Raw genomic sequence first — 26,289 nt, 5'->3', positions numbered from 1 at the left:
ATCGGGCGGATACCTGAAGGGGCGTCAGCCCGTGGCGTCGCCCTCGGCAGGGTCCGCGTTCTCGGCACGGTCGTTGAACTCGGCCAGCGCGGCCAGCACCTGCTGCCGGTGGTCGTCGTCGCGAAAACACGGCTCCGGCAACAGCTTGGCCAGCCGGGTCAGGTCGCGGACCAGCTTGAAGCCGCGCTCACGGCCCGGCTGCATGCCGTCGACTTCGCCGCGAATCCAGTCGTGGTAAAGCCAAGGCTGGTCGACCATGCGGATCAGCAGGCGCAAGACCGTATCGGGCTCGATCGGCGGATCGCCCAGTCCTCGCGCGATCCGGCCGCACTGCTCCTCGCATCCGAGGAAGATCAGCAGACGTTTCAGGTCGCGAACCACCGCGGCGAGCTTGATGCCCTCGGCGGCGTCGTCCTCGATGCCGCTCAGTTCGGCCCCGAGCGCACGGATCAGTACCTTGACCTTGCGCCGACGCTCTCCGATGCCGGCCAGCTGGTCCAGGAACGCCGCGATGCCCTGCTGCACGGCGTCCGCGCGCTGATACAGCGACTTCAGTTGCGACATCAGTTCCGGGGTCATCGCACCGAACTCGAGCCAGCCAAGCATGGCGAGCTCCCAGTCCCCGCTGGCGCCGAGCCGCCGCTCCAGCGCCTGCTCCAGACGGGTGCGCTTGCGCCCGGGACGGTGCTGCTCGGCCATCGCGGCGAGCAGCAAGGCCATCGCCGCCGGATGCAATTCGCTGCGTTCGATCGCGGCCAACAGGCTGTCGACGTCGTCGATGTCGCCGAACTGCTGCAGCAACTGTTCGATGCGGGGATCCTTGTTGGCCAGCAGCGACTTGGCCAGCTTGCCGACGAAGGCACGAGCCAGCAGGGCATCGTTGCGGCGATCGCCCCGCAGCAGTGCGTGCAGCTTGGAGGAGTGCACGTTGGTGAGGCCGGCTTCCTGCAGGCGGCGCGACGCGCTCAAGGCGCGCGCCGCGAGGTCCATCGCCGAGCGGGCGGGACTGACCTGCTGAGGCCCGCGGCTCGGTATGCCGCTGCCCTGGCCCGGCAGGATCGCCGGCGCCGGACCGGTCGGAATGACGGTCTTGGGACCTTGTACCTTCGGGCTCATGCTGGCCATCCTGCCGAGTCGGCATCCGGCAGACCAGGATCGCGCCGCGGCGGCGAAAGCCGACCTCTCGCGATGTCGTCCAGATCGGCAATCAGACCGTCCAGATGATTCGCCAGAGCATCCGGGTCCCGGTCGCGGCGGCTGCGGGGGCTGGCTTCGACTGGATCCGGGTCTTGTTCGCGGCGGCTGCGCTGGCTGCCTCCCATCGCATCCGGGTCCTGTTCGTGCTGTTCACGGCGGGTGCCTTCCAGCGCGTCCGGCTTGGCCTCCGACAGGCTCGCCTCGCTTGGCTCGGCGCCAATGGCGGCCAGCAGCACAGCGAGATGACGGTCAAGATCGATGCGAAGGTGCACGTAGGGGCTGTCGATCAGCGCCTGGCCGGAAGCCAGCGCCGGCTCGGCGCTGATGGTGAATCCCGGCTCCGCCGGCAGTCGCGCCGCCACCGCCGCGACGTCGTCAGGGCACAGCCGCAAGGTGAACGCGCCGTGCGAGGACACCTCGCGCCAACGAGCAGCCACGCGCTGCGCGATCAACGCCGCGCGGTCGGCCTCGCCGGCGAAGGAGATGACCGCGTCGGCGATCACGGTCCGGCAACGCCATTCCAGCCGCTCGGCAATGGCCGCCTCGAGCTCGCCCTCCCTCACCAGCCAGTGCAGCACGTCGGCGCAGATCGCGTCGTGGGCCGCCCGCGCCGCTGCCTCGGCGCGCTGCTCGCCTTCGGCACGTGCCTCGTCGAGGACCTGCGCCGCTTCAAGCCGGGCCTGGGCGCGGCAGCGCCGGCTGGCGAGCAGCACGGCCGCCGCCCGCGAGCGATTGCGGCGAAGCACGGCGGCCGCATCGATGTATTCGTCCAGCGTTGCCGCCGGCACGACGCCGCCCACGGGCAGTTCACCGCGGACAGCGGTGATCGTCAGTCCAAAGGGATTCATAGCAGGCGTTCCAGGCGAAACAGCATCGGCAATGCAAGACCCGGCGGCGGTGTCACCAGTAGTCCGCCCGGAGGCGGCAGGCAGATCGACAGCGCCTGCCAGACGGTGCTGCCGGGCAGCGTCTGCTCCAGCCAAAGTCTGCCGAGTTCCCGCAGCCATTCGACGATCTGTTCGGGCGGGCGGCTCAAGGACGGGCGCTTGCCGTCCGGCACCAGCGCGGCGAGCTGGTCGCAACCGTCGTCACCCAGTACCGCCAGCAATTGCCGCCGATAGTCGCCGAGCAGCAGCAGTTCAGGGGCGCGCGCGGCCACCGCTCCCAGCGCGACGAGCAGCACCGGCAGCCTCGGCTCGAGGGACAGCAAGCGGCGTTGCTCGTCCGACAGCGCGGCAGGCAGCGGCATGGCCGGAAATCCGCGGCGCTGCACGATCAGCGCGTCGAGCGCGCGGCGGCTGCCGGGATGGCGGCGATAGTCGTCTCGCCACGCGTCGAGCCCGAGATAGCCCCACCACCCGCGGTGCATCACCTCGCCCGGTCGCCACGCGAGCGCGTGCAAGCGCTGCACCGCCGGGCACAGGCCCTGTTGCGCGCGTGCGCCAGCCTTGGCGGCATCAGACATCGACGCTCCCCTTGCGCCGGGCGATCCAGAGCGACAGTCCCGCCATCGCGCAAAGCGCCAGCACGCCACCGGCCACTGCGGCCGCCGCCTGCGCCGGCTGCGCCTGCAACCACTGCCGCCAACGCGACGGCGGCGCCTCGGCTGCCGGTGCCTGATAGCGATAGTCTGCGGCCTGCATCACCACGCTGATCTGGTCCGACGCGATATCGGGAACGCCATCGCGGATCAGGCTGCGGATCTGCACCTCGTAGTTGGCGAGATTGAACTGCGGCGAATACTTGATGAACACCGCCGCCGACGGCGCGCCCGTCGGCTTGCCGTTCTCATCGACCTTCTGCGCGATCGACACCTTGGCGCCGATGACCCCGTCCATCGCCGAGATCATGCTTTCGAGCTGCTGCTCCTTGAGCAGCTGCATCTTGGCGCGCTCCTGCGTGGGTGATGTCACCAGCTGGTTCGACGGAAACAGGTCTTCCATGCCGAGCCGCTTGTGATGGGGGAAGCCGTTCTGCCGCAGGACCTCCACGGCATTGATGAACTCGCCCTTGTCGACGCGCAGCGTCACCGTGCCGCCCTTCTCCACCACCTTTTCCGCGGGGATATGGCGCAGCATCAGCAGGGCCAGCATCTGGTTCGCCTCGGCCTCGGCGACATTCGAGTACAGCGTCATCTTGCAGCCCGCCATGGTGGCGGCGGCGAGCATGGCCAGGGCGATCGTGCGGAAGCGCTTCATTGCATCGTCGTCAGCTTGTTAATCGATTGCGACAGCGTCCCGGCGATCTTCGCGATCAGGTCGACGCCGTTGCGCATCTCCAGCAGCGCCTGCTGTGTCCGTGTCATGGTGGCCGGATCCAGCGCGGCGTTCGCACCGACGGTCTGCACACGTGCGGAAACCGCGGCCTCCGCCTTGCGCAGAACGTCGGTGGCAATGGCCTCCGGTTTGGGTACGCGGGCGGACATCGCATCCATGAACGCCTGGATGTCGGCTGCCGCAGGCTCCTTGCCCGTGGCGGTGGCCGGCATCTGGCCGGCGACGGTGGTGGGGTCGATAGTCATGATGAAAGTCTTCGATAACTCAGTGGCGCGTCCGGGCCGACGGGGATATCACGCGCGGCGCCGTGGCGGCATCGCGCCTGGCGGCGATCAGCATCGCCAGCAGCAACGCCGGGGAATCGTTGCGCTCGCCCAGGCAGGCACGCGCCTCGACGAGCCGGCCGCTCTGCATGTACAGGTGCGCGCGGCAGATGGCTCGGTCCTGCTCGTCGTCGACCAACAGGTCGAGCGTGTCCAGAAAGACCTCGATCTCCCCGCGCAGGCGCTGATTGGCTGCAGCGAACGCGAGTTCGACCAGCAGGCGCCTGACCTCTCGCGACAAGGGCTGCATGGCTAGATCTTCTGGATGATGCCGGCGATGGTGTCGTGCATCGCCTTGATGATCGAGCTTTGCAGCGCGGTCATGTTGGTAAAGGCGGCCGTCATCTTCTGAGCCTGAATGAAGTCGATGGTCTCGCCCGTGGTCACCGCGCGCTGCAGGGCCTCCGCCATGCTGAAGCTGGCGGAAAAGATCGGCCCGTCCATGCCATCGATCAATGCGTTCAGATTCATGTCGTTCTACTCCTCGTTCGCTGCGTCGTTGATACTCTGGTGGTGCTGCCTGAGCAGCCGGGGACTGGCCTCGTAGCGGCGGCGGAAGCTGACGCTGAAATGCGCGTGGCTGTTGAAGCCGCACTCCTGCGCAATATCGGTGACCTTCATCGAGGTGAGCAGCAGCAGTTCGCGTGCCCGCTGCAGCCGGCGCTCCAGCAGCCAGTTCTTGGCCGACACGCCGAACTTCTCGTAGAACATCACGTTCAGCTTGCGCACCGGGATGCCGAGCGCCTTGGCGTACTGCGTGACCGGCCACGCGCTCATGCTGTTCTCCTCGATGAACTCGAAGAAGTCGCGGCTGCTGTCGATCAGGTGGTGCAGCAGCCTGGAGAAGTACTCCGGCTCGGTTCCCATGCAGTAGACATAGGCGAAGCGGAGCATCGCGCGCGGCTCGGCGGAACCGAGATGCCGAATCACGTTGATCGTTTCCTCCGGCACCGTGATCCGCTTGACGGGTTCGCGCCAGAATTGCGTGCCCCGTCGGTAGCGGCTCGCGAGCTCATGCAGTTCGCGGTAGATATCCTGGAAGTCCCCCGAATGGAAGACATAGGTATCGATGCCGTCGCGCGCCGGAATCGCCGTCGCATTGCCGTTGGTAAAGACCAGGCTGCATGCCGGCACTTCGTGCGTCTCGCCGTTGCACTCGATCCGGCCGGACCGGCTGAAGATCATTAGCTTGACTGCCCCCATCTTTCCCTCGAACACTCGTGCTCAGTGGCTGCATCATTCCATCGCCGGACCCGGCTACCGATCCGGTGATGACCTGAAAGACGTCGCTGTCCGGCGTCGTGAGCGATCGGTTCGATGCGTTCGATTCGATGCGTTGTACGGCGCCGGACAGCGCATCGATATCAAACCATTTATCGAATGAACTTTGAGAATTTGAGGGTCTACTCGAATCGTTTAGAGAAAGTCTTGATCGATTTCTTATAACTTCTTTCTCGCAACCCGAAATGTGAGACGCGTACGGCGGTTTGCGTGCGCGAACGCACGGTCGAAGACCTTGCGATCGCGGGTACGGACAGCGCCAATATGCGATCACGCGCTTTGCGTTTCGACTTGATGTTGGAAAGATGCTGGATACGATGCCGGCAAAAAAAATCCGCCTGTGGCAGGCGGACAAAGCAGAGGCGGGGAGGCCGGGAACGAGTCCGACCGGCGCGAAGTGTCACCCTCCATCGCTGTGGGCACATCAGAAAATCACGCCGTATTTTTGATCTTCGACAGCGCGATCGCACGCCGAGATTCGGCCACGCCACGGCCGACAGCATCGGCGGCACCCCGATGGGGACAAGCGCCACTTCCCTCGCCGATTCCCCGGCGGTATAAGTGAAGCCGCAGCGCGCGACGTTGCGCCGCCGACGTTTCGCCGACGTTGCCCATGCACCGCGGAGCGGCACCGTGTCGATGTCGCTCCTGCTTATCTTTTACATCGCGTATCGAGCGGAAATCATGCGCATTCTCCTGATCGAGGACGACCTGCAGATCGGCACCAGCCTGATGCGCGCGCTGAAGGAAAACATGCAGTGCAGCGTCGACTGGGTGCGCGACGGCGTCGCGGGCCAGCACGCGATCGAGCAAGGCTCCTACGCCATCATCCTGCTCGACCTCGGCCTGCCGCGCATGGGTGGTCTCGATCTGCTGCAGCGGCTGCGGGCGCAGGGCAATCAGACTCCGCTGCTGATCCTGACAGCCCATGACGACCTGGACACGCGCGTGCAGGGGCTCGACGCCGGCGCCGACGATTTCGTTCTGAAGCCCTTCGAGGTTCCCGAGCTGCTGGCGCGCATGCGCGCCGTGCTCCGGCGCAAGGCCGGCTACGCGACCTCCAGCCTCGGCGACGACACCATCCGGCTCAATCTCGATACGCGCAGCCTGACGGTGGACGGCCATACCGAAACGCTGTCGGCACGCGAGTTCGCCTTGATGCTGGCGCTGCTCGAACGGCCGGGCACGATCCTGTCGCGCAGTCAGCTCGAGCAAAAGATTTATGGCTGGGGCCAGGAAGTCGAAAGCAATGCGGTCGACGTGCTGATCTACTCGGTGCGCAAGAAATTCGGCGCATCGGCCATTCGCAACGTGCGTGGACTCGGCTGGACCGTTCTGCTGGGCGGCGACAAGGTCAAGCGGGATGCGGGACCGGCCGCGCCGCAATCCGGCACGCGGGATCACGGCACCGGCAGCGGTCCCGAGATCGATCCCGAGAGTGCTCCCAAGCGCGATCCCGCGAGCGACGCACCGAACGACCTGCCCAACGACCTGCCGAACGGCCCATCGAACGACCCGCCGAACGATCCACCAAGCTGAAACCCGCGGCCGGCAGTCCGGCGCGTACCTGGCCAGATAACCATGCCCGCCCACACCGCCCTGCACCGCAACTCGCCCCCGGCGCCGCACACCGCGCCATCGCGCAACCGTTCGCTGAGCCTGATGCTGAGCCTGGCGCTCAGCGCGGTGATCGCGGTCTTCGCCCTGCTGCATACGACGTGGACCTACGTGCTGGCCACCTCCGAGATCCATGAACTGCTCGACCGCCGCCTGCAGGAAGTCGCGGCACGCGTCAGCGACGACATGACGCGGGCGATCGACCCGCTGTACCTGTATCGCGACGCATCCGATGGCATCGTGATCCAGATCTGGCTCGGCGCGCCGAAGCCGACCCTTCATCCGGACAGCGACCGGATCGCCATCGGCCGCGAGGCCCCGCCGGGACTCTCGACGCAGACGGTCGACCAGGAACGGTGGCGGGTGTACTCGGAGCACGGGCCGAACTGGACCATCAACGTTGCGCAGCGCGAAGCCTCGCGCAAGCGCATTGCGAAAGACGCGGCGATCGCCAGCGCGACGCCGGCGCTGGTGATGATGCCGCTGGCGTGGCTGGCGATCTTCGTGACGGTCAGGCGCGCCCTGCGGCGGGTCGGCGCGCTGGGCGAGCGTGCGGCGCGGCTCGACATCGGCCGCCTGGACGCGCTGCCGACCGACAAGGTGCCGCGCGAGCTGCTGCCGCTGGTCCAGTCGATCAATCTGATGATCACGCGGCTGTCGCAGTCGCTGCGCGTCGAAAAGAAGTTCATCGCCGATGCCGCACACGAGCTGCGCAGTCCGCTGACTTCGCTGCAGATCCAGGCCGACAACCTCGGCCGTACGCTGTCGGACCCGGACAGCCTGCGCGAGTACAACGCGCTGCAGCAGGTGATCGCACGCAGCACGCGCATGGTCTCCCAGCTGCTGCGGCTGGCACGGGCGGACGCCCCGCTCGAGCGCGCCTCGTCGCAGCCGGTGGCCATTCGCGATGTGGTGCCCGACGTCATCGAGATGCACCTGCCCCGCGCGGCCGCGCACGGCATCGACCTCGGCGTCGAGCAACTGGAGGACCTGCAGGTGCGCGCCAACCTCGCCGATGTGCGCACGGCACTGAGCAACCTGGTCGACAACGCCCTCAAGTACACGCCCGACGGCGGCACCGTCGACCTGCGCGCCTATCGCGAGCAAGGGCTGGGCTGCATCGAAGTGCGCGACACCGGCAACGGGGTCGCGCCCGAGGCGTTGCCGCGCGTGTTCGACCGCTTCTTTCGCGCCGACGTCCACGGCACGGAGGGCAGCGGTCTTGGGCTGGCGATCGTCAAGGCGATCGCCGAGCGATACGGCGGCGATGCCAGCATCGACAACCGCGGCGACGCGCCGTCCGGTGTCATCGCGCGCGTGCGGTTTCCGCTGGCGCACCGGTGACGGTGCTGGCGTGCCACCGCGGGGTTAGCGCGGCACGGATATCGCCACAGAGTTATCCCCGCTGAGTTATCGCCGCTTAGTTATCGCCGCTGAGCTTTCGCTGCCGGGTTATCGCTGCACGGATATCGCCGCTGAGCTTTCGCTGCCGGGTTATCGCTGCACGGATATCGCCGCTGGGCTATGGCTTCGTTCGCTCGGCCACACGCGACAGGATCTCGTAACCGATCGTCACCCGCTGATCGACCGGATACGCCTTGTTGGCCAACAGCACAATGCCGATCCGCTTGTCCGGCACGAACGCGACATAGGCCGAGTAGCCGTTGGTCGAGCCGGTCTTGTGCAGATACACCGGCTGCCGCGGTTGCGCCGCGGCGTCGATTGGGTTCGCGGCCTCGGCGCGCAGGATCGCCGCATTGCCGGCCAGCAGCTGCTGCAAGGTCGCGGGATAGCGATACTGTTCCCATATCAGGTCCTGCGTGATGGGCCCCGCGCGAAAGCGCGGCACATGGGTGCGCGCGATCGCCTGGCGCAGCGTATCGTCGATGCGGGCCCCCGGCATATTGGCTTCGACAAAGGCCAGCAGATCGCCGGACGATGAGCGGATGCCATAGGCCGGCTCCCACAGATACCCTTCCTTCATCCGGATCGGCGCATCCGTTGCGGTATAGCCCTGCGCATAGTCAGCCTGCCTGTCGGCGGGCACCCTGAAGTGGCTGTGCTTCATGCCGAGCGGCTCGAACACGATCGTGCGGATCAGCTCGCTGTACGGCCCGCCGAGACGGTTCGCCGCAATCTCGCCGAGCAGGCCGATGCCATTGTTCGAGTAAACGCGATGCGTGCCGACCGGATAAGTCGGGCGCCATGCGGACAGGTATTCGACCATGCCGCGCTCGCTGTCGATCCGCTCCGGCACCGCGAGCGGCAAGCCCGAGGTATGCGTCCCGAGATGGAGCAGCGTGACCTTGTCGAAGATGCCACCTCGCAGTGCGGGCAGATGACGGCTGACCGGATCCTGCAGCGACAGCTTGCCGCTCGCCTCGGCGTAGGCCGCCAGCGTGGCGGCAAAGGTCTTGCTGACCGAGCCGATCTCGAACAGGGTTTCCTTCGTCACCGGCCGGCCGCCCTGCCTTGCGGTCTGCCCATAGTTGAAGAAATAGCGTTTGCCGTCGACGGTCACGCCAACCGCCATGCCCGGAAGCCGATGCTGCTCGATCACCGGCTTGACGGCGGCGTCGACGATCGCTGCCATCCTGGCCGCATCGTCGTCATCGGCGGCGTAGGCGTTGGTCGTGGCGCCAGGCACGGCAAGCAGGCAGACGAGCGGGAAGGCAAGCAGTGAGAACAGAGGCGTCGATGGTTTCATGGCTATGCGGGGCGGGATGCGCGATGCGCGATGCCGGCTGCGCGCTGCGGAATTCGGGTTGCCGGCAGAATGGCATCGCATCAATCGGTATGGCGGCAGTGTAGGGAATGCCGGCAGCACCGTGTCGAGCCGCGCTGTAACGGCTGTCACCTGAGGAGGCCGTCGCAAGGTGAGCGTGCCGGAATCGGCGGTGATGGCGCGGCGATGCATGCGCCATCACCGCAAAGGGCGGGGCAAGGACCGGCTGCAAAGTCGGGCGCAAAGAGGGAGCGCCAAGACCGAGCGCAAAGCGCGGAGGCAAAGAAAAAGGGCTTCCAGTGATGGAAGCCCTTCGTATAGGTGGCGCGGCTGGCAGGATTCGAACCCACGACCCCTTGGTTCGTAGCCAAGTACTCTATCCAACTGAGCTACAGCCGCACGCGAGGGCGCAATTGTATCGCAGTGGCGTGGGAACGCAAGCATTTTTTTGCGGGCCGATGCTTGGGCTCGCCGTCACCACCAGCAATCACCACCAGCAATCACTACCAGCAATCACTACCAGAGTCACCACCAGCGGCCACTGCCGGCAGTCACCACCCGCAGCGACCACCAGCAGCCCCTGCCGGCAGCCACCATCGGCAGTCGCCGCCGGTAGTCACGACCCGCAGTCGTCACCGGGAGGCGGCACCGATCGTCACCACCGATAGCGCGCCCCGATGATGCCGCCCGCATTGCGGCCGGTCTTGACCTTGACCCAGATCTTGACGCCGCCGCGCGTGCTGCCGTGCGCGCCGATATTGAACGAGAACAGGCCGCGCAGCAGATCGGTGTCGATGCGGGTGCCGTTGATGTTGATGGTCTTGCGACTGCTGTCCTGCCACAGGTCGGCCTCGACGAAGGGATAGACGCCGGCCAGGCGGGTCGGCTGCGCGCCGTAGAGCCGCACCGCGAGGCCGGTCGCCCGGTCGTCCGCCGGCATCGCCGCCAGCGCGGGGTTGGGCAGGCCATCGTCACGCGGCTGATAGGCGAGCTGCACGCGGGGCTGGATCGTGACCCCGCTGCGCGGCAACACCGCGTCGAGCGCCAGCGACAGCGTGCGCACGCGCGTATCGACGAAACCGCTGGCGGAGGCGGCATCGTCGGCGTGCAGCAGCCATGCGGGCCGACGCGCGCCATCGCGTGCGTCGGCGGCGAGGGCCGCGCGAATCGCGGCCTCGGATTCCGCTGCCATTTGTGTCAGCGCGGATCGTGGGGTCGAAGACGACGGAGATGCGGCGGCCGACGATGGCGGCAATGCTGAAGGCGACGATGGCGGCGATGCGGAGGCCGAAGATGACGGCGATGCGGAGGCCGACGATGACGGCGATGCGGAGGCCGAAGATGGCGGCGATGCGGAGGCCGAAGATGGCGGCGCTGCGGAGGCCGAAGATGACGGCAGCGAGGCCAACAGTACTGGCGCGGCCGACGGCGTCGATGATTCGGGAAGGGATGGCGGTGGCGCCGATGCGTCCGCGGCCGAGTGCACGGGCTGGAAGGGATCGGACCGTGCCGATGTCGAAGCCGGATCCAGCGCGGCCAACAACGCGGCGGCCTCTTCCTCGCCCAATGGCTGCCATCCGAGTACGGCATCGCTGCCGGGTGGCCCGCTCTCGGCCTGGGCCATTGCGGTCAGGAAGATGGCGACACAGGAGCCGTAGCGCCATCGGTGACAGCGGCAGGTCCTTCGATGGTTGGTGCCCACGCAAGCCCGGCCAGCGGCAACGCCGGTCTTCCTCTCTCTCGACAACAAGACCATGTCCATGGCGACCACCTTCGGGCTGATGTCAGCGTGCCCGATTTGATCTGAGCATAGGTCAAAGGCAACGCAACCGTTAGGGGCGTCAACCCGATGAAGGCCGTCCCGCGCTCGCTCCGGCAGCGGCCGCGCGCGAACACTGAAACGGCGCGCCGCGATATGGAATCAGCGGGAATCAGCGGGAATCAGCAGGGATTGGCGGGACCCGGCAGCGAGACGGCAGGTCATTGCAGAGGGAATGGTGACAGCGCGGCCGGTGGCGTGGCAGGGAAGCGCACGAGGGAACCACACCCTGTAGTCGCGCCGGCAAGACGCGGGACGAATGCGGACAAAACGCGGACGAAAAAAAAGAAGGCCGTTGCAATTTGCAACGGCCTTCTCTTCAGGATTTTGGTGCCCAGGAGAGGACTCGAACCTCCACAGTGTTGCCACCGCTAGGACCTGAACCTAGTGCGTCTACCAATTCCGCCACCTGGGCTTCGTTCGCCGCTTCCGTGTCTTGCGTCACGTTTGCTGCGATGCGAAGACCGCAATTATGCAGATCCGATCGAGGGTCGTCAACACCCTCGCACAAAAAATATTTACCTCGATGCCGCAGACCGCTCCGTGGCCGTGCCGCCCACTCGGAAGTCGACCCGCTCCGGCCTGCCGGGCAGGCGCAGCGCGGCCGTGGCCGGCGGCGTGCTGGCGATGACCTTGCCCGCACGCAGCACCAGCAGCCGGGTCGCGCGCAGGCGCAGCGCCTCGACCGGATCGGCGGCCTGCAGCAGCACCAGGTCGGCGCGGCAACCGGGCGCGATGCCGTAGCCGGTCAAACCCAGGATTCTTGCCGGGGTCTCGGTGACCGCGTCGAAGCAGGCGCGCATCCCCTGCTGCCCGGTCATCTGCGCGACATGCAGGCCCATATGGGCGACCTCGAGCATGTCGCCCGAGCCAAGCCCATACCAGGGGTCCATCACGCAGTCGTGGCCGAACGCCACCGGCACGCCGGCGGCCAGCAGCTCCGGCACGCGCGTCATGCCGCGCCGCTTCGGATAGCTGTCGTGCCGGCCCTGCAGCGTGATGTTGATCAGCGGATTGGCGATCGCGGCCATGCCGGCCTCGCGCATCAGCGGCAGCAGCTTGGACACGTAGTAGTTGTCCATCGAATGCATCGACGTCAGATGCGAGCCGGCCACCCTGCCCTGCAGGCCCAGCCGCACCGTTTCGGCGGCCAGCGTCTCGACGTGGCGCGACATCGGGTCATCGGTCTCGTCGCAATGCATGTCGACCGGCAGTCCGCGCTCGGCGGCCAGCTCGCACAGCAGCCGCACCGACGCCGCGCCGTCTGCCATGGTCCGCTCGAAATGCGGAATGCCGCCGACCACCTGCACGCCCATGTCGAGTGCGCGCTTCAGGTTGTCGAGCGCACCGGGGCTGCGCAGCACGCCGTCCTGCGGAAAGGCCACCAGTTGCAGGTCCAGATAGGGCCTGACTTGCTCGCGCACGTGCAGCAGCGCCTCGACCGCCAGCAACCGCGGGTCGCAGACGTCGACATGCGAGCGGATAGCCAGCAGGCCGCGTGCCACCGCCCAGTCGCAATACGCGAGCGCGCGCTCGACCAGCGCCTGCTGCGTCAGCTGCGGCTTCAGTTCGCCCCACAGTGCGATGCCTTCGAGCAAGGTGCCGGACTGGTTCACGCGCGGCAGCCCGTACGACAGCGTCGAGTCCATATGGAAATGCGCGTCGACGAACGGCGGCGATACCAGCTGGCCTGCCGCATCGATCTGCTCGGCCGCCTGCGCCGGCAGCGCCGGCTCGACGGCAACGATGCGGCCGTCGGCAATACCGATGTCGATGCCGGTGCGGCCATCGGGCAGATTGCAGTCGCGAACGATCAGATCGAGCATGTGGGTCTCCGGGCTGTTGCCGACGTGCTTACGGCTTACGGCTTACGGCAAGGGATCGGCATTGCCCTGGCAGGCGCTGCGCCGCTGCGGGCCTCGTTCGCGGGCAACCGGCGGCGCGCCCGCCGTCGCCGTGCGGCGCGCACGCCGGCCGGCGCGAGCCGGCGCGGGCGGCGTGAGACCGCAGCCGCGCAGCACCAATGCCACCAGATGCTCGGTCGCCCGTTCGTAGTCGCGCCGCTCCAGCCGCTGCACGCCGAGCACGGCGCAGATCTGGGCCTCGAAGTCGGCATAGGTCTGCGTGGCGGCCCAGATCGTGAAGAACAGATGGCTCGGATCGATCTGCGCCATCCGTCCCGCGGCGATCCAGCCGTGGATCACCACCGACTTGCGGCCCACCAGGCTGCGCAGCGCGTCGCGCAGCACGTCGCCGATCTCGGGCGCGCCATGGAGCAACTCGTTGGCGAACACGCGCGAGGCGTCGGGATAGCGCGCCGACAGCCGCATCTTCGCGCGGATGTACTGCTCGAGCGCGGCCTCCGGCGAGCGCCTGGCGCTGATGATGTCGGCCTGCGACAGCCACAGCCGCAGCGTGTTGGCGAGCACCGCGCGATAGAGTGCCTGCTTGGTGCGGAAGTAGTAGTGCAGATTGGACTTCGGCACGCCGGCGCGCGTGGCGATCTCCGCCATGGTGGCGCCCGCGAAGCCGGCCCGCGCGAACACCGCTTCGGCGGCACGCAGGATGCGCGCCTCGTTGCGCTGGCGGATCCGGCCGGCGTTGCCGTCGCGGCCGGCCAGCGCCTGCAGGCGGGTGGCGGGAGCTAGCGCGTCCATGGCGAGGCCGGGCGTGGCGGCGCCAACGCCATCGTCGTCACGGCCGGATTCCTGGCGGGCGCCACGGCGTCAGCGCGTGCCGTAGAGCCGGTCGCCCGCATCGCCAAGTCCGGGCACGATATAGCCGTGCTCGTTCAACTGCTCGTCGATCGCGGCGGTGACGATGGCCACATCGGGATGCGCGGCCTGCAAGGCGCGCAAACCCGGGCGCGAGGCAATCAGGCAGACGTATTTGAGCGCGGTGACGCCCGCCTCCTTGAGCCGGTTCAGCGCGGCGATCGCGGAATTGCCGGTCGCCAGCATCGGGTCCACCACGATCACCTGACGCTCCTGGATATCGTCCGGCATCTTGAAGTAGTACTCGATCGGCTCCAGCGTTTCCGGGTCGCGGTACAGGCCGATATGGCCGACCCGCGCGGCCGGCAGCAGGTCGAGCATGCCATCGAGGAAACCGTTGCCGGCGCGCAGGATAGACACCAGGCACAGCTTCTTGCCAGACAGCATCGGCGACTGCATCGGCGCGATGGGCGTCTTGATCGCCACGGTCTCCATCGCCAGGTCGCGCGTGGCCTCGTAGGTCAGCAGCTGCGCGATCTCGCGCACCAGGCGGCGGAAGTTGTCGGTGGTGGTGTCCTCGCTGCGCACCAGCGTGACCTTGTGCTGGACCAGCGGGTGGTCGACCACCATCACGGAAGCGGCGGCCGGCGCGATGGGCGGCACGCCCGCGGGCAGTCCCGCGGACAGTCCCGTGGGCAGCCCCGTGGACAGCGCCACGGACGGATCGACGGACAGATCGGCAGACAGGGCGGTCATGATGGCACTCCTCGATGCGGCCGTGGCCGGATGCGGCCGGGGCGGAACGACGGCGTGCAGGCGCGCAGCGTTTGCGACAGCCGCGCCCTGCACGGGCTCAGGAACTCAGAACACGGTGCCGTCGCTGTCGATCGCGAACGGCGGCGGACCGCCCGGCCGGCGCTTGGCGGCGATGCGCCGGCCCGCCGCCCAGGTACCGCCCTCCAGCACGCGCGCCAGCGGAAAGGCCTCGGCGGACAGGCCCAGCGCCTGCCGCGTTGCCTCGGCGACCAGATCGAGGCCCGTCACCGTCAGCGCGCGCCATTCGACGATGGCGGGCTCGTCGACCCGGTGCACCGCCTCGGCAAAGCTCGCATCGCGCGGCACCATCAGCTCGAAGTCGTACAGCAGGCCGCCGTTGCGATATTCGGGCAGGCCCGTCAGCGCATCGAGCCCGGTCACCGTCAGGCCGCCGTCCTCCAGCGGCTCGAGCAGCGAGTAGGTCAGCCATTGCGTCAGCTTGTGGAAGGGCACCAGGCCGTCGGGGCTGGCCGGATGGCGCCAGCAATCGCCAAGCGACACGCCTTCGAGCTGCAGCCGCCCCGGCCAGACCGGCCCCAGCGCGACCAGCAGCGTGCGCAGCACGAAGGCCGCGTCGATGCGCCCCTCGCTGGCATGCGCCTTCAGATAGTCGAACAGATTGCCGAGTCTTGCCGGCTCGCCGAACACCGCCGGCGTGGCCTGGGCGACCTTGCCGAGCCGGCGCACCAGACCCGCCCGGCCCTCGAGGCCGACCAGCGGATTGTGCTGCGCGACCTGGAAGGCAGTGGCCAGCGTCGAGGGGTCGATCTGCGCCAGCCGCTCGGCATCGGAGCGCAGCGGCTCGTCCGGCGTCGCGGAGAAACCGCCGCGCGCGAACAGGTCGAAGCTGGCCACGCCCAGCCCTTCGGAGCGGCTCAGGCTCAGGTCGCTGGCCGGGTCGCGGTAGCGCCAGTCGGGCCCGGCGCCCGCGTCGAGCAGCACGCTCGGAATCACCAGGTCGATGCCGATGCGCGCGCGCTCTTCGCGATGATCGTCGCCGGTCAGCGCCGCGCGTTCGCACAGGATGCCCCAGCGGTCGCGCAGCTCGCCCGGTCCGCCGCTCTCGAAATGGCGCCAGCGGCTGTGGTAGGGCACCTGCAGATCGCGGTAGCGCGAGCGGATGGTGGTGGCCACATAGTCGGCGATCGCCGGGACCCGCTCGGGATGCCAGCGGAACCACTGCGAGTCGCCGGCCGCCACCGAGGCCGTCACCGCGGCGCAGCGCGCGCGCACCGCCTGCGCCGTCAACAACGCCGACGCGGGATGATCGGGTTCCACCCAGCTTTGCCAGCCCTCGCGCGAAGCACGGGCCTGCGCGCCGGCTTGTCCCGCCGCGCCCATCGATGCCGCATCGTTTCGTTCTGTCATTCGTCCAGTCCCCTGCCCTTGGCCACCGTCAGTTCGGTGGCGTCCGGAGGCGTGTAACGGGTGAAGTAGCCCGCCGCCACCTTGGCGTCGATCTCCACCCTCGCATCGGCCGGAATCAGCGCATCGGGAATCGGCACCTGCTCGACCACTTCGATTCCCTGCGCGACCAGCGCGCCGTGTTTCATATTGCTCATCGAGGCCCAGCGATCAATGCGACGGATGCCCAGCCAGTGGAAGACATCGGGCATCAGCTCCTGGAAGCGCATGTCCTGCACGCCGGCCACGCATTCGGTCCGCGCGAAATAGGTTTCGGCGCGGTCGCCGCCGACCTGCCGCTTGCGCGCGTTGTAGACCAGGAATTTGGTGACCTCGCCCAGCGCCCGGCCTTCCTTGCGGTTGTAGACCACCAGTCCGACCCCGCCCTGCTGCGCCATCTCGATGCACACCTCGATACCGTGCGCCAGGTACGGGCGGCACGTACAGATGTCGGACCCGAATACGTCCGATCCGTTGCATTCGTCGTGCACGCGGCAGGCGACAGGGGTCTGCGGCTTGCCCAGCTGGCTGACGTCGCCGAAGAAATACAGCGTCATGCCGCCGATCGGCGGCAGGAAGACCTTCAGATCGGGACGGGTCACCAGTTCGGGGAACATGCCGCTGGTCTGCTCGAACAGGCTGCGGCGCAGCGCGCTTTCCTTGATGCCGAAGCGGCGCGCCATGCCGGGCAGATACCAGACGGGATCGACGGCGGCCTTGGTCACCCGCACGTCGCCGTTGGCAAACAGGATCCTGCCGTCGGGAATCAGCCGGCCGGCGGCGATCGCCGCCACCAGTTCCGGCATGTTGATATGGGCGCGGGTGACGGCGATGGTCGGCCGGATGTCGACCCCGGCGGCGATGCGGTCGGCGAAGACGGTGGAGACCAGATGGCCCCACGGGTCCAGCGACACGATCTTGTCGGGATCGCCCCATTGCGGATGCGGTCCGATCGGCTCGGCGGGCGCGGTGTCGGTCAGGTCGGGGCGATGGTCGCGCTGCAGCGTGCCGGAAGCGACGGCCAGCGCGCGATAGACCGCGTAGGCGCCGGCATGCGTCCCGATCACGTTGCGATGCGCCGGATTGGTCAGCGTCGCGATCACGGGTCCGCGCTCGGCCGCGGTCGGCGCCCCCCAGTGGATCGGCTCGGCCGGCTTGTCGCGGCGTGCGTGCGAGGTCAGGACGATGTGATCGGACATGGCAGCCTCGGGGCGTGAATCCTGACCAAACGGTCAGGTTTACCTTGATGGTAGGCAATCGCCATGCCAAGCGCGTATGGGCGTTTTCCCCTTTTGAGTACGCTCCCTCACCAATTGCGGCACAACAACGGTTCATGCGGCGCCCACGTATCGTGCAGCGCCGCCGATGTTGCAGGCAGGCAACGCCTGCTAGCCGGCGAGCCCCGTACGGTTGCGCAACAACAACTTGCCAAGCGACGCGAGGGGGTCGCGCGATTCGACATATCGGTAAAAAAGCGCTCCGGCGGCGTTGCTGACCAGCCACGCCATCGCCATGCCGGCCGCGTTCAGCCACGGCATGCCGGGGGCCAGCTGCGACATCACGCTGTTGACCAGCAGGCAGATCGGGAAGTGCACCAGGAACACCGAGTACGAGATCGCGCCGAACGTGGCGAAGACGCGGCCGCGCGGCCACGCCGACAGCCAGCCGCCGCGCCGTGCGAGCGCCAGCCACAGCGCGACGACGACCGCCAGCGCGATGCGCGAGCGCATATCGACCATCAGCGCAGCGATGCCGACCGCGGCAAGCGCCGCGAGCCACCAGCCGGAACGTCCGGGATTCGAGGCCCAGTAGCCGAGCACGCCGAGCCCGTAGGCGCCGAAGAAATAGATCGCCCACATGTCCCAGTCCACGTCGCGGTTGAACCAGAACAGCGACGCCACGCCGAGCGCCGCCACCAGCGCCACGCCCACGCGGACACGCCAGCCGGTAGGCAGCAGGCGCGCCAGCCATAGCGTCAGCAACAGCAGCCCGAACAGCTGGAAGTCGATCGCGACATACCAGACGCCTGCGGACAACGCGTCGATATCGAGCACGTCGTGCAACAGCAGCAGATGCGCCAGCAGCTGGCCCCATTGCGGGGGCGCCGGAATCGAGGGATGGTCCATGCCCTGCCGCGCGAGCGCTGCCGCGACGATGGCCAGGCCAATCGCCGCGGCGAAGGGCACGGCGAGCTTGCGATAGCGCCGCAGCAGCGCCGCCAGCGGCCGGGACGTGCGCAGCACGCCGTCGGGCGCCAGGCTGCGCGCCGCCAGGAAGCCGCCGATCACCAGGAAGAGCTGGACGGCGATGCGTGCGTAGTCGGCGAGCCAGTCGATCAGGGCGGGGGCGAGGGAATGGGCCGCATCGGACATCGGCCCGTAGAAGGCCAGATGGTGCAGCACGATCAGTTGCGAGCCGATGGCCTTGAGCGCATCGATGCCGGCCAGGCGCGCGGGTTGCGAAGACATGGGTGACAGACGGGAAGCGAACGGGAGCCGAACGGAATTCGCAGCCCAGCCCCGACGCGCCCGTGCGCGACGCGGCACCGGGCGCGTGGCCCGGGATTGTACCCGGGTGCAGGTGCCGGCGCCGCCATGTTGGACCGGTCATTGTGCCCGGGTCATCGCATCGACCTAGGGTATTTACTTATGACGAAGTTGTCCTTCCCCTGACCCATCCCTATCGCTACCCTTTGGTCTTTGCTGTTTTCTATCGCCTCGCCATGCTGTCTTCCCTCCGCGCCTTCCCTCGCTCTTTCGGTCGCTCTCTTCGTTCGTTCCGCCCGGTCCTGCTCGCTGCAACCCTGCTCGGCACCGGCATCGCCCACGCCGCCGGCGCCGAGGCGTTGCACGGTCCGGTCATCGACAAGATCCGCTCCAGCGGCACCATCGTGCTCGGCTACCGCGAGTCCGCGCTGCCGTTCTCGTTCGCCGACGACAAGGGCCAGCCGGCCGGCTACGCGGTCGACCTGTGCCTGCGCGCGGCCGAGGGCGCCCGCCAGGCGCTCGGCCTGAAGGACCTGAAGGTGCGCTGGATGCCGCTGACGCCGCAGAACCGCATCCCCGCCATCGTCAACGGCCTGGTCGACCTCGACTGCGCGCCGAACACCAACACGCTCGAGCGCCAGAAGCAGGTCGCCTTCAGCGTCTCGCACTATGTGTCGACGGTGCGGATGCTGGTGCGTGCCGATGCGGGCATCGACTCGCTCGAGGACCTGCGCGGCAAGACCGTGGTGACCAGCGCCGGCTCGACCGGCGACCGCCACGTGCGCCGGCTCAAGGGCCAGTACGGCTATCGCGACGTCTACGCCAAGGACCACGGCGAATCGTTCCTGCTGCTCGAGTCCGGCCGCGCCCAGGCCTTCGTGATGGACGACGTGCTGCTGGCCGGCCTGCGCGCCCGCGCCAAGGATCCATCGCAATTCGTGATCGTCGGTCCTGCGCTGTCGGTCGAGCAGAACGCGCTGATGCTGTCGAAGTCGGACCCGGCGTGGAAGCGGCTGGTCGACGAGACCCTGGCCGGCGTCTATCGCGGCCCGCAGATCGAGGCGCTGCAGCAGCGCTGGTTCCAGAAGCCGATCGGCGGACGTGGCATCAACCTGGCGCTGGCCCCGTCGGCCGAGGTCCGCGAGGCGTGGAAGCATCCGTCCGACGCGGTCACGGAATAGGCGCATACCGGGGCCGGCGACCCCGGCAATCCTCGCTTTCCATGAGGCCGACGCGCCCGCGACGCCCGGTGTGACTCGCTTGACAGCCGCAAGACAGGTTGGAGACACTGGCGCGGGCGGCGCGTCGGCGCCTGCCCATCGTCAGCCGCCCATCCGATGGACGGCAACTTTCGAGGAGACACCATGAGCAAGTTCGTCGCGACGGCCATCGCGCTGTGCATCGGCACCGCCTCGCTGGCGGTGCACGCCCAGAACACCGGCGGCAAGAAGCAGTTCGACCCGTACTCGCAAGGCGCCAAGGCGGGCGAGAAGTTCGACCCCTACAGCCAGGGGGCGAAAGCCGGCGACAAGTTCGATCCCTACACCCAGGGCACCAACCAGAGCACGCGCGCCGACCTCGCGCCGGGCCAGGACGAAGGCAAGAAGAACGGCCACAAGGCGAAGAAGGCCAAGCCCGCCAAGCCGGCGAACTGACATCGGCCCGACGGGCCAGCCCGGGGGCGGCCCGTCCCGATGGCGAATTCAAGAACCCGCTGCCGGCGGGTTTTTTTGCGTCCGTGCGCCCATCGCGCGCCGCCCGTGCCCGCGCGGGCGGCGGTGCGTCGCCGCTGCCGACCGGGGCGACGAGGCACGAAAAGTGAAATGGACGCCACAGGACATATGTCCCGAGCCGGAAAAGCCCCTCCGGTGCGGTCCCGTGTAGGACATTTTTCGGTATCAGCCGTCATAGCTTTCGCACAAAATGCGAACTTCGCCGTTGCCATAGGCGTCGTATGCACCACACGGAGCGGCAGCGCTCCGTAGCGGGTTGTCAGCAAGCGGCCGAGGCCGCGCAGCACCGTTTCAGGAGTTTCATGCGCCGTTCCCCGACCACGCGCGCCGCCGGCCTGTCCGCGGCGGTGATTGCCCTGGTCGTCCTGTATATCGTCCTGCTCTGGTTCGGGACGCTGGACGCCCGCCATCTGTTGCGCTCCGACGAAGGCCGCTATGCCGAGATCGCCCGCGAGATGTTCGCCAGCGGCGACTGGGTCACGATCCGCTACAACGGCGTCAAGTATTTCGAGAAGCCGCCCTTTCACCTGTGGGTGACGGCGCTGACCTATACCGCCTTCGGGCTCGGCGAGTGGCAGGCGCGGCTGTGCGTGGCGCTGTCCGGCTTCATCGGCCTGCTCGCGTCGATGTGGGCGGCCGGGCGCTGGTTCGGCGCGCGCGCCGGCTGGCTGGCCGGCCTGGCGCTGGCCGCGGCACCGATGTGGAGCGTCGCCGCGCACTTCAATTCGCTGGACATGACGCTGGCCGGCGCGCTCGCCTGCGTGCTGGCCTGCATGCTGCTGGCGCAGCATCCGGACACCACCCCGGCCGCACGCCGCGGCTGGATGCTGGGCTGCTGGGCCGCGATGGGCGTCGCCATCCTGACCAAGGGGCTGATCGGCATCGCGTTGCCCGGGCTGGTGCTGGTGGTCTACACCGCCATCACGCGCGACTTCGGGCTGTGGCGCCGCCTGCATCTGCTGTGGGGCGCCGCGCTGCTGCTGGCGATCACGGTGCCGTGGTTCTGGCTGATCGCCGAGCGCAATCCGGAATTCCTGCGCTTCTTCTTCATCCACGAGCATTGGCAGCGCTATACGACCAGCGTCCATCATCGCCAGGGACCGGTGTGGTACTTCGTGCCCCTGTTGCTGGCCGGCTTCCTGCCGTGGCTGGCGCTGGCGCCGGGCATCTGGCGCGCGGTGCGCCGCGAGCGGACCGAAGCGGCGCAGGCGGCGCAGGCGGGGGAGCCGGCAAATGCCGTCCCGCTGCGCCCAGCCCTGCTGATGCTGGTCTGGGCCGGCGCCATCTTCGTCTTCTTCAGCCTGTCGAACTCCAAGCTGCCCGGCTATATCGTGCCGATCTTCCCGGCGCTGGGGATGCTGGCCGGCGTCGCGCTGGACCGCATCGGCGACACCGGCTGGCGCCGCCTGGTGCTGCTGATGCTGGGCGTTTCGGTGCTCGGGCTGGCCGCCACGCCGGTGGTCGCAACGCTCGATTCCGACAACACGCCCAACGCCTATTACCGGATCTTCGCGCTGTGGATCGGCGCCGCCTTCGTCGTCATGTTCGCCGGCGTGCTGCTCGCCCACTGGCTGGCGCGGCGCAACGGCCGGCTGGCCAGCATCGTGGTCTACGGCCTGGCGATGTACACCAGCTTCACGGTCGCGCTGCTCGGCCATGAGGTGATGGGCCGGCGCACCTCCGGCATCGACCTGGTACCCGCCATTCAGCAGGTGCTGAAGGACGACATGCCGTTCTACGGCGTCGGCATGCTCGACCACACGCTGCCGTTCTACCTGCGCCATCCGCTGACGCTGGTCTGGCATCCCGACGAACTGCAGTTCGGCCTGCAGCAGGAACCGGACAAGTGGATTCCGACGCTGGAGGCGTTCGAACAGACGTGGCGCAACGGCCGGCCCGCGGTCGCCATCATGTCGCCGGAGATGTACACCAGATTGCAGGCTCAGGCGTTGCCCATGTATCGGGTCGCCGAAGACGTGCGCCGCGTCGTGGTCACCAATTTCGCTGCGCCGCCCGCGCCTGCTGCCCCGGCCGCGTCCGCAGCGCCCGCTTCCGCTTCCAATCGATGACGATCACCACCTTCGCTTTCATCCTGACCGGCGTGTTGCTCAACGCCTGCGCGCAACTGCTGCTCAAGGCCGGCGTCAACGCGGTGGGCGCGATCGCGCTGGACCGCGCCACGCTGTTCGATACCGCGCTGCGCGTGCTGGCCCAATGGCCGGTGCTGGCTGGGCTGAGCCTCTACGTCGCCAGCGTCGCGGTGTGGATCGTCGGTCTGTCACGCGTCGATGTATCGATGGCCTACCCGATGCTGTCGCTCGGCTATGTGGTCAACGCGGTGGCCGCATGGTGGCTGTTCGGTGAGATGATCGGACCATTGCGGATGGCCGGCATCCTGCTGATCCTGGCCGGCGTGTTCCTGATCGCGCGTTCGTGACCGGTGTTTCCGACCGCTTTGTTGTCGACCGCGCTTTCTCGACCACGCTTTCTCGATCACGCCTACCCGACCACGCTGCCGACCTTCCGTTGCCGCTGACGTCCTGACGACTTCGCCCGATGCCCGCTACCGCCCAATCCACCCAAGCCGCCGCCCCATCCGCTGCGCCCTTCCTGCCCTTCGTCAGGCCCGACATCGACGCCGACGCGATCGCCGCGGTCGGCGAGGTGCTGGCCTCGGGCTGGATCACCTCCGGCCCGAAGATGCAGGCCTTCGAGGCCGCGCTGTCGGCGCTGTTCGACGGACGGCCGGTGCGCACCTTCGCCAACGGCTCGGCGACGATGGAGATCGCCCTGCGGATCGCCGGCATCGGTCCCGGCGACGAGGTGATCACGACCGCGATCACCTGGGTGGCCACCGCCAACGTGATCGTCGCGGTCGGCGCGCGACCGGTGTTCGTCGACATCGATCCGCGCACGCGCAATCTCGACCTCGACGCGGTCGAGGCCGCGATCACGCCGCGCACCCGCGCGATCCTGCCGGTCTATCTGGCCGGCTTGCCGGTCGACATGGATCGCCTCTACGCCATCGCCAGGAAACACGGCCTGCGCGTGATCGAGGACGCCGCGCAGGCGATCGACTCCCGCTGGCGCGGCCGCCGCATCGGGAGCTTCGGCGACCTGGTCAGCTTCAGCTTCCAGGCCAACAAGAACATCACCACGGTCGAAGGCGGCTGCCTGGTGATGAACGACGAGGACGAGGCGCAGCGCGCCGAGCGCCTGCGCCTGCAGGGCGTGATCCGCAGCGGCCTGGACGGCATGGACGTCGAGGTGCCGGGCGGCAAGTTCAACCTGACCGATGTCAACGCCGCGATCGGGCTGGCACAGCTGCCGCGGCTCGACGCGATCACCGCGCGCCGCGCGGCGCTGGCCGGCGCCTACATGGACGCCGCCGCGCGGCATGGCCTCGCCGAACTGGGCATCGAGCTGCCGGTCGCCGGCGACCCCGCGACAGCGCTGCCGAACTGGCATATGTTTCAAGTGGTACTGCCCGCCGAGCGCCTGCAAGGCGGACGGGCCGCGGTGATGCAGGCCCTGCGCGAGGCCGGCATCGGCACCGGCGTGCACTACCCCGCGCTGCATCTGTTTACGTACTACCGCTCGCTGGGCTGGCGCGAAGGCATGCTGCCGCACGCCGAGCGCATCGGGCGGGGCATTCTCACGCTGCCGCTCTTCCCGGCCATGCAAGAGGCCGATGTCGAGCGCGTCTGCGCCACGCTGAACGAAACATGCAAACGTCTGCTTCCGTAACTTCCGAACTGCTGTCCTGCGCGATGCCGCATCCGCTGCCGGGCCAGCCCACGCGCATTCGTGACGACGCGACCGCGCGCGACGACGAGACCGCGCCGCTGCCGGGCCAGTCGTCGCCGTCGCGCGCCAGGCCGATCGAGGTCTCGGTGGTGATCCCCGTCTACAACGAGGAGGCCGGCCTGCAGGCGCTGTTCGACCGGCTCTATCCCGCGCTCGATGGCCTGGCCACCAGCTACGAGATCGTCTTCGTCAACGACGGCAGCACCGACCGCTCGGCGCAGATCCTGGCGCGGCAGTTCCGCCAGCGGCCCGAGGTCACGCGCGTGGTGATGTTCAACGGCAATTTCGGCCAGCACATGGCGATCCTGGCCGGCTTCGAGCATGCGCGCGGCCGCATGGTGATCACGCTCGACGCGGACCTGCAGAACCCGCCCGAGGAAATCCCGCGGCTGGTCGAGGCGATCCGCGCCGGCCACGACTATGTCGGCACGATTCGCCGCCAGCGCCATGACAGCGCGTTTCGCCGCGTCGCCTCGTTCGCGATGAACCGGCTGCGCGAACGGATCACGCATATCCGGATGACCGACCAGGGCTGCATGCTGCGCGCCTACGACCGCAGCGTGGTCGATACCATCAACGCCTGCCGCGAGGTCAATACCTTCATCCCGGCGCTGGCCTACACCTTCTCGTCGAATCCGGTCGAGATCGTGGTCGGGCACGAAGAGCGGCATGCGGGCGAATCGAAGTACTCGCTGTATCAGCTGGTGCGCCTGAACTTCGACCTGGTCACCGGCTTCTCGATCGTGCCGCTGCAATGGTTCTCGATGATCGGCACGATCCTGTCGCTGCTGTCAGGCGGCCTGTTCGTGGTGCTGCTGGTACGGCGTTTCCTGCTGGGCTCCGAGGTACAGGGCCTGTTCACGCTGTTCGCGTTCAACTTCTTCCTGGTCGGCATCATGCTGTTCGGCATCGGCCTGCTGGGCGAATACGTGGGCCGGATCTATCAGCAGGTACGCGACCGGCCGCGCTATCGGATCAAGGCGATCCTGGACGCGTCTCAGGGCGATGCGCGACGCGGCGACGGCGGACGACGGTCAGGGCTGGAGGAGTTCAGCGAATTCAGCGAGTTCGATGAATCCGGCGACGGCGGCCGGTCCGGTCCCAGCGATCCCCACGACCCCCGCGATCCCCGTCACGACCGGAAGCCCCCATGCGCGCCGTAGTCTTCGCCTACCACAACGTCGGCGACCGCTGCCTGCGCGTGCTGCACGCGCGCGGCGTCGAGGTGGCGCTGGTGGTCACGCATCGCGATCGCCCCGATGAAACGATCTGGTTCCGCCGCGTGGCCGACACCGCCGCGGAACTGGGCTTGCCGCTCGTCCATGGCGACGATCCGAACGACCCGGCGCTGGCCGCCGCGGTCAAGGCCGCGCGGCCCGACATGCTGTTCTCGTTCTACTACCGCGCAATGATTCCGCCGGCCGTGCTCGCACTGGCGCCGCGCGGCGCCTTCAATATGCACGGCTCGCTGCTGCCGAAGTACCGCGGCCGCGTGCCGGTCAACTGGGCCGTGCTGCATGGCGAGACCGAGACCGGCGCAACCCTGCACGCGATGGAGGCCAAACCGGACGCCGGCGATATCGTCGCGCAGACCGCGGTGCCGATCCTGCCCGACGATACCGCGCAGCAGGTGTTCGACAAGGTCACCGTGGCGGCCGAGCAGACGTTGTGGCGGGTCTTGCCGGCGATGCTGGCCGGCAACACGCCGCGCCGTCCTAACGTACTCGCCGAAGGCAGCTATTTCTCCGGCCGCCGTCCCGAGGACGGCCGCATCGACTGGCGGCAGCCGGCCGCCGCGGTCTACAACCTGATCCGCGCGGTCGCGCCGCCCTATCCCGGCGCCTTCACCGAACTGAAGGGCCGCCGCCTGGTGGTCGAACGCGCGCGCCGTCCGTTGCCGGCCGAGATGCCGCCGACGCAGGTGCTGGCCGGCCTCACGCCCGGCCTGCACGTGCTCGACGGCCGCATCGTCGGCCTGTGCGGCGACGGCGGCCTGGTGCTGATCCTCGCGCTCTCCGAAGGCAACGCGCCGCTGTCGCCCGCCGCCCTCGCCGCGCTGCTGCAGTCTTCTCCTCAAGCCTGAAGTCTGGA

General features: G+C 68.1%; 25 protein-coding genes, 2 tRNA genes and 1 pseudogene. 10 read left to right on the top strand and 18 right to left on the bottom strand.

Annotated features, from left to right (window positions below; translation table 11 throughout):
• Window positions 1-24: 24 nt before the first annotated feature.
• From KZ686_RS22670 to KZ686_RS22635, 8 genes are read right to left on the bottom strand one after another with little or no spacing between them, the layout of a single operon-like run.
• Window positions 25-1,116: a TyeA family type III secretion system gatekeeper subunit gene (locus tag KZ686_RS22670; RefSeq protein WP_190286377.1), complete on the bottom strand. Its 1,092-nt coding sequence runs from the start codon at window positions 1,114-1,116 to the stop codon at window positions 25-27.
• Window positions 1,113-2,045 (bottom strand): hypothetical protein, encoded by a 933-nt coding sequence (locus tag KZ686_RS22665; RefSeq protein WP_265633744.1) that lies wholly within the window; start codon window positions 2,043-2,045, stop codon window positions 1,113-1,115. Before KZ686_RS22665 ends, KZ686_RS22670 begins: the two co-directional genes overlap by 4 nt.
• Window positions 2,042-2,662, bottom strand: coding sequence for a type III secretion system domain-containing protein (locus KZ686_RS22660; protein ID WP_149316186.1), 621 nt, complete (start codon window positions 2,660-2,662; stop codon window positions 2,042-2,044). Before KZ686_RS22660 ends, KZ686_RS22665 begins: the two co-directional genes overlap by 4 nt.
• Window positions 2,655-3,395 carry a type III secretion system inner membrane ring lipoprotein SctJ gene (sctJ, locus tag KZ686_RS22655; RefSeq protein WP_149316187.1) on the bottom strand — a complete coding sequence of 247 codons (741 nt, stop codon included), beginning with the start codon at window positions 3,393-3,395 and terminating at the stop codon, window positions 2,655-2,657. The genes KZ686_RS22660 and sctJ overlap by 8 nt, the downstream gene beginning before the upstream one ends.
• Window positions 3,392-3,718 carry a type III secretion system inner rod subunit SctI gene (gene sctI / locus KZ686_RS22650; RefSeq protein WP_149316188.1) on the bottom strand — a complete coding sequence of 109 codons (327 nt, stop codon included), beginning with the start codon at window positions 3,716-3,718 and terminating at the stop codon, window positions 3,392-3,394. Before sctI ends, sctJ begins: the two co-directional genes overlap by 4 nt.
• Before the next feature lie 19 nt (window positions 3,719-3,737).
• Complete coding sequence (locus tag KZ686_RS22645) at window positions 3,738-4,046, bottom strand: DUF1039 domain-containing protein (RefSeq protein ID WP_150083747.1); 309 nt, start codon at window positions 4,044-4,046, stop codon at window positions 3,738-3,740.
• A 2-nt stretch (window positions 4,047-4,048) separates the two neighbouring features.
• A complete protein-coding gene (locus tag KZ686_RS22640) occupies window positions 4,049-4,267 on the bottom strand; it encodes an EscF/YscF/HrpA family type III secretion system needle major subunit (protein WP_150083746.1) in 219 nt (72 codons plus the stop codon).
• Window positions 4,268-4,273: 6 nt separating this feature from the next.
• Window positions 4,274-4,981 carry a helix-turn-helix transcriptional regulator gene (locus KZ686_RS22635; protein WP_190286376.1) on the bottom strand — a complete coding sequence of 236 codons (708 nt, stop codon included), beginning with the start codon at window positions 4,979-4,981 and terminating at the stop codon, window positions 4,274-4,276.
• A gap of 780 nt (window positions 4,982-5,761) precedes the next feature.
• Here KZ686_RS22635 and KZ686_RS22630 point away from each other — a divergent pair.
• Window positions 5,762-6,421 (top strand): annotated as a pseudogene (locus KZ686_RS22630) (response regulator transcription factor); the annotation flags it as partial.
• 237 nt (window positions 6,422-6,658) lie between these two features.
• Window positions 6,659-8,038, top strand: a complete 1,380-nt coding sequence (locus KZ686_RS22625) for a sensor histidine kinase (RefSeq protein WP_265633743.1) — start codon at window positions 6,659-6,661, stop codon at window positions 8,036-8,038.
• Between the two features lie 178 nt (window positions 8,039-8,216).
• On the opposite strand, the gene ampC is transcribed toward KZ686_RS22625, so the two are convergent.
• From ampC to KZ686_RS22610, 3 genes are all read right to left on the bottom strand, one after another.
• Window positions 8,217-9,401 (bottom strand): class C beta-lactamase, encoded by a 1,185-nt coding sequence (gene ampC / locus KZ686_RS22620; protein WP_407648629.1) that lies wholly within the window; start codon window positions 9,399-9,401, stop codon window positions 8,217-8,219.
• A gap of 340 nt (window positions 9,402-9,741) precedes the next feature.
• Window positions 9,742-9,818 (bottom strand) — tRNA-Arg (locus KZ686_RS22615).
• A 256-nt stretch (window positions 9,819-10,074) separates the two neighbouring features.
• Entirely contained in the window at window positions 10,075-10,482 is a 408-nt protein-coding gene (locus KZ686_RS22610; RefSeq protein WP_187829065.1) for a hypothetical protein, read from the bottom strand.
• Between KZ686_RS22610 and KZ686_RS22605 the strand changes: the two genes are divergently transcribed.
• Window positions 10,475-11,077 carry a hypothetical protein gene (locus KZ686_RS22605; protein WP_265633740.1) on the top strand — a complete coding sequence of 201 codons (603 nt, stop codon included), beginning with the start codon at window positions 10,475-10,477 and terminating at the stop codon, window positions 11,075-11,077. The two genes, KZ686_RS22610 and KZ686_RS22605, sit on opposite strands and share 8 nt — an antisense overlap.
• A gap of 489 nt (window positions 11,078-11,566) precedes the next feature.
• Here KZ686_RS22605 and KZ686_RS22600 read toward each other — a convergent pair.
• The 7 genes from KZ686_RS22600 to KZ686_RS22570 all read right to left on the bottom strand — a co-directional run bounded on the left by KZ686_RS22600 (window position 11,567) and on the right by KZ686_RS22570 (window position 18,640).
• Window positions 11,567-11,653: transfer RNA gene (locus tag KZ686_RS22600), tRNA-Leu, on the bottom strand.
• Window positions 11,654-11,756: 103 nt separating this feature from the next.
• Window positions 11,757-13,064 carry an amidohydrolase family protein gene (locus KZ686_RS22595; RefSeq protein ID WP_265633739.1) on the bottom strand — a complete coding sequence of 436 codons (1,308 nt, stop codon included), beginning with the start codon at window positions 13,062-13,064 and terminating at the stop codon, window positions 11,757-11,759.
• Between the two features lie 42 nt (window positions 13,065-13,106).
• Window positions 13,107-13,895 (bottom strand): TetR/AcrR family transcriptional regulator, encoded by a 789-nt coding sequence (locus KZ686_RS22590; RefSeq protein WP_265633738.1) that lies wholly within the window; start codon window positions 13,893-13,895, stop codon window positions 13,107-13,109.
• 69 nt (window positions 13,896-13,964) lie between these two features.
• Entirely contained in the window at window positions 13,965-14,582 is a 618-nt protein-coding gene (upp, locus tag KZ686_RS22585) for a uracil phosphoribosyltransferase (protein WP_223819671.1), read from the bottom strand.
• Window positions 14,583-14,813: 231 nt separating this feature from the next.
• The gene (locus KZ686_RS22580; RefSeq protein WP_265635380.1) at window positions 14,814-16,109 is read right to left on the bottom strand and encodes a URC4/urg3 family protein; all 1,296 of its coding nucleotides are present in this window, start codon (window positions 16,107-16,109) and stop codon (window positions 14,814-14,816) included.
• Window positions 16,110-16,132: 23 nt separating this feature from the next.
• Window positions 16,133-17,371 carry a GTP cyclohydrolase II gene (locus tag KZ686_RS22575; RefSeq protein ID WP_149316200.1) on the bottom strand — a complete coding sequence of 413 codons (1,239 nt, stop codon included), beginning with the start codon at window positions 17,369-17,371 and terminating at the stop codon, window positions 16,133-16,135.
• Window positions 17,372-17,560: 189 nt separating this feature from the next.
• Window positions 17,561-18,640, bottom strand: a complete 1,080-nt coding sequence (locus KZ686_RS22570) for an acyltransferase family protein (protein WP_265633735.1) — start codon at window positions 18,638-18,640, stop codon at window positions 17,561-17,563.
• A gap of 254 nt (window positions 18,641-18,894) precedes the next feature.
• Here KZ686_RS22570 and KZ686_RS22565 point away from each other — a divergent pair, with 254 nt between their 5' ends.
• The 7 genes from KZ686_RS22565 to KZ686_RS22535 all read left to right on the top strand — a co-directional run bounded on the left by KZ686_RS22565 (window position 18,895) and on the right by KZ686_RS22535 (window position 26,281).
• Entirely contained in the window at window positions 18,895-19,839 is a 945-nt protein-coding gene (locus KZ686_RS22565) for an amino acid ABC transporter substrate-binding protein (protein WP_265633734.1), read from the top strand.
• Between the two features lie 183 nt (window positions 19,840-20,022).
• On the top strand, window positions 20,023-20,313 hold the full coding sequence (locus tag KZ686_RS22560) for an amino acid ABC transporter permease (RefSeq protein WP_149316203.1): 291 nt from the start codon (window positions 20,023-20,025) through the stop codon (window positions 20,311-20,313).
• A gap of 380 nt (window positions 20,314-20,693) precedes the next feature.
• Window positions 20,694-22,460, top strand: coding sequence for a glycosyltransferase family 39 protein (locus KZ686_RS22555; protein ID WP_226106038.1), 1,767 nt, complete (start codon window positions 20,694-20,696; stop codon window positions 22,458-22,460).
• Window positions 22,457-22,828 carry a DMT family transporter gene (locus tag KZ686_RS22550; RefSeq protein ID WP_150083676.1) on the top strand — a complete coding sequence of 124 codons (372 nt, stop codon included), beginning with the start codon at window positions 22,457-22,459 and terminating at the stop codon, window positions 22,826-22,828. The genes KZ686_RS22555 and KZ686_RS22550 overlap by 4 nt, the downstream gene beginning before the upstream one ends.
• A 119-nt stretch (window positions 22,829-22,947) precedes the next feature.
• Complete coding sequence (locus tag KZ686_RS22545) at window positions 22,948-24,138, top strand: DegT/DnrJ/EryC1/StrS family aminotransferase (protein WP_265633733.1); 1,191 nt, start codon at window positions 22,948-22,950, stop codon at window positions 24,136-24,138.
• The gene (locus KZ686_RS22540) at window positions 24,117-25,361 is read left to right on the top strand and encodes a glycosyltransferase (protein WP_226106043.1); all 1,245 of its coding nucleotides are present in this window, start codon (window positions 24,117-24,119) and stop codon (window positions 25,359-25,361) included. Before KZ686_RS22545 ends, KZ686_RS22540 begins: the two co-directional genes overlap by 22 nt.
• Window positions 25,349-26,281 carry a formyltransferase gene (locus KZ686_RS22535; RefSeq protein WP_265633732.1) on the top strand — a complete coding sequence of 311 codons (933 nt, stop codon included), beginning with the start codon at window positions 25,349-25,351 and terminating at the stop codon, window positions 26,279-26,281. The genes KZ686_RS22540 and KZ686_RS22535 overlap by 13 nt, the downstream gene beginning before the upstream one ends.
• Window positions 26,282-26,289 lie beyond the last annotated feature (8 nt).

The sequence above is a fragment of the Cupriavidus cauae genome, assembly GCF_026210475.1.
GTDB lineage: Bacteria > Pseudomonadota > Gammaproteobacteria > Burkholderiales > Burkholderiaceae > Cupriavidus > Cupriavidus cauae.
Note: the sequence above shows the minus strand (reverse complement) of the source record. Positions and strands in the feature narration are given on the sequence as shown.

Bases quoted from the DNA above. Each gene is read 5' to 3' on its own strand.
- KZ686_RS22555 (WP_226106038.1), top strand. From the start codon at position 20,694: ATGCGCCGTTCCCCGACCACGCGCGCCGCCGGCCTGTCCGCGGCGGTG.
- KZ686_RS22595 (WP_265633739.1), bottom strand. From the start codon at position 13,064: ATGCTCGATCTGATCGTTCGCGACTGCAATCTGCCCGATGGCCGCACC.
- KZ686_RS22550 (WP_150083676.1), top strand. From the start codon at position 22,457: ATGACGATCACCACCTTCGCTTTCATCCTGACCGGCGTGTTGCTCAAC.
- KZ686_RS22590 (WP_265633738.1), bottom strand. From the start codon at position 13,895: ATGGACGCGCTAGCTCCCGCCACCCGCCTGCAGGCGCTGGCCGGCCGC.
- KZ686_RS22570 (WP_265633735.1), bottom strand. From the start codon at position 18,640: ATGTCTTCGCAACCCGCGCGCCTGGCCGGCATCGATGCGCTCAAGGCC.
- sctJ (WP_149316187.1), bottom strand. From the start codon at position 3,395: ATGAAGCGCTTCCGCACGATCGCCCTGGCCATGCTCGCCGCCGCCACC.
- KZ686_RS22545 (WP_265633733.1), top strand. From the start codon at position 22,948: ATGCCCGCTACCGCCCAATCCACCCAAGCCGCCGCCCCATCCGCTGCG.
- KZ686_RS22645 (WP_150083747.1), bottom strand. From the start codon at position 4,046: ATGCAGCCCTTGTCGCGAGAGGTCAGGCGCCTGCTGGTCGAACTCGCG.
- KZ686_RS22660 (WP_149316186.1), bottom strand. From the start codon at position 2,662: ATGTCTGATGCCGCCAAGGCTGGCGCACGCGCGCAACAGGGCCTGTGC.
- KZ686_RS22535 (WP_265633732.1), top strand. From the start codon at position 25,349: ATGCGCGCCGTAGTCTTCGCCTACCACAACGTCGGCGACCGCTGCCTG.
- KZ686_RS22540 (WP_226106043.1), top strand. From the start codon at position 24,117: ATGCAAACGTCTGCTTCCGTAACTTCCGAACTGCTGTCCTGCGCGATG.
- sctI (WP_149316188.1), bottom strand. From the start codon at position 3,718: ATGACTATCGACCCCACCACCGTCGCCGGCCAGATGCCGGCCACCGCC.
- KZ686_RS22635 (WP_190286376.1), bottom strand. From the start codon at position 4,981: ATGATCTTCAGCCGGTCCGGCCGGATCGAGTGCAACGGCGAGACGCAC.
- KZ686_RS22565 (WP_265633734.1), top strand. From the start codon at position 18,895: ATGCTGTCTTCCCTCCGCGCCTTCCCTCGCTCTTTCGGTCGCTCTCTT.
- KZ686_RS22670 (WP_190286377.1), bottom strand. From the start codon at position 1,116: ATGAGCCCGAAGGTACAAGGTCCCAAGACCGTCATTCCGACCGGTCCG.
- upp (WP_223819671.1), bottom strand. From the start codon at position 14,582: ATGGTGGTCGACCACCCGCTGGTCCAGCACAAGGTCACGCTGGTGCGC.
- ampC (WP_407648629.1), bottom strand. From the start codon at position 9,401: ATGAAACCATCGACGCCTCTGTTCTCACTGCTTGCCTTCCCGCTCGTC.
- KZ686_RS22665 (WP_265633744.1), bottom strand. From the start codon at position 2,045: ATGAATCCCTTTGGACTGACGATCACCGCTGTCCGCGGTGAACTGCCC.
- KZ686_RS22560 (WP_149316203.1), top strand. From the start codon at position 20,023: ATGAGCAAGTTCGTCGCGACGGCCATCGCGCTGTGCATCGGCACCGCC.
- KZ686_RS22640 (WP_150083746.1), bottom strand. From the start codon at position 4,267: ATGAATCTGAACGCATTGATCGATGGCATGGACGGGCCGATCTTTTCC.
- KZ686_RS22580 (WP_265635380.1), bottom strand. From the start codon at position 16,109: ATGGGCGCGGCGGGACAAGCCGGCGCGCAGGCCCGTGCTTCGCGCGAG.
- KZ686_RS22575 (WP_149316200.1), bottom strand. From the start codon at position 17,371: ATGTCCGATCACATCGTCCTGACCTCGCACGCACGCCGCGACAAGCCG.
- KZ686_RS22625 (WP_265633743.1), top strand. From the start codon at position 6,659: ATGCCCGCCCACACCGCCCTGCACCGCAACTCGCCCCCGGCGCCGCAC.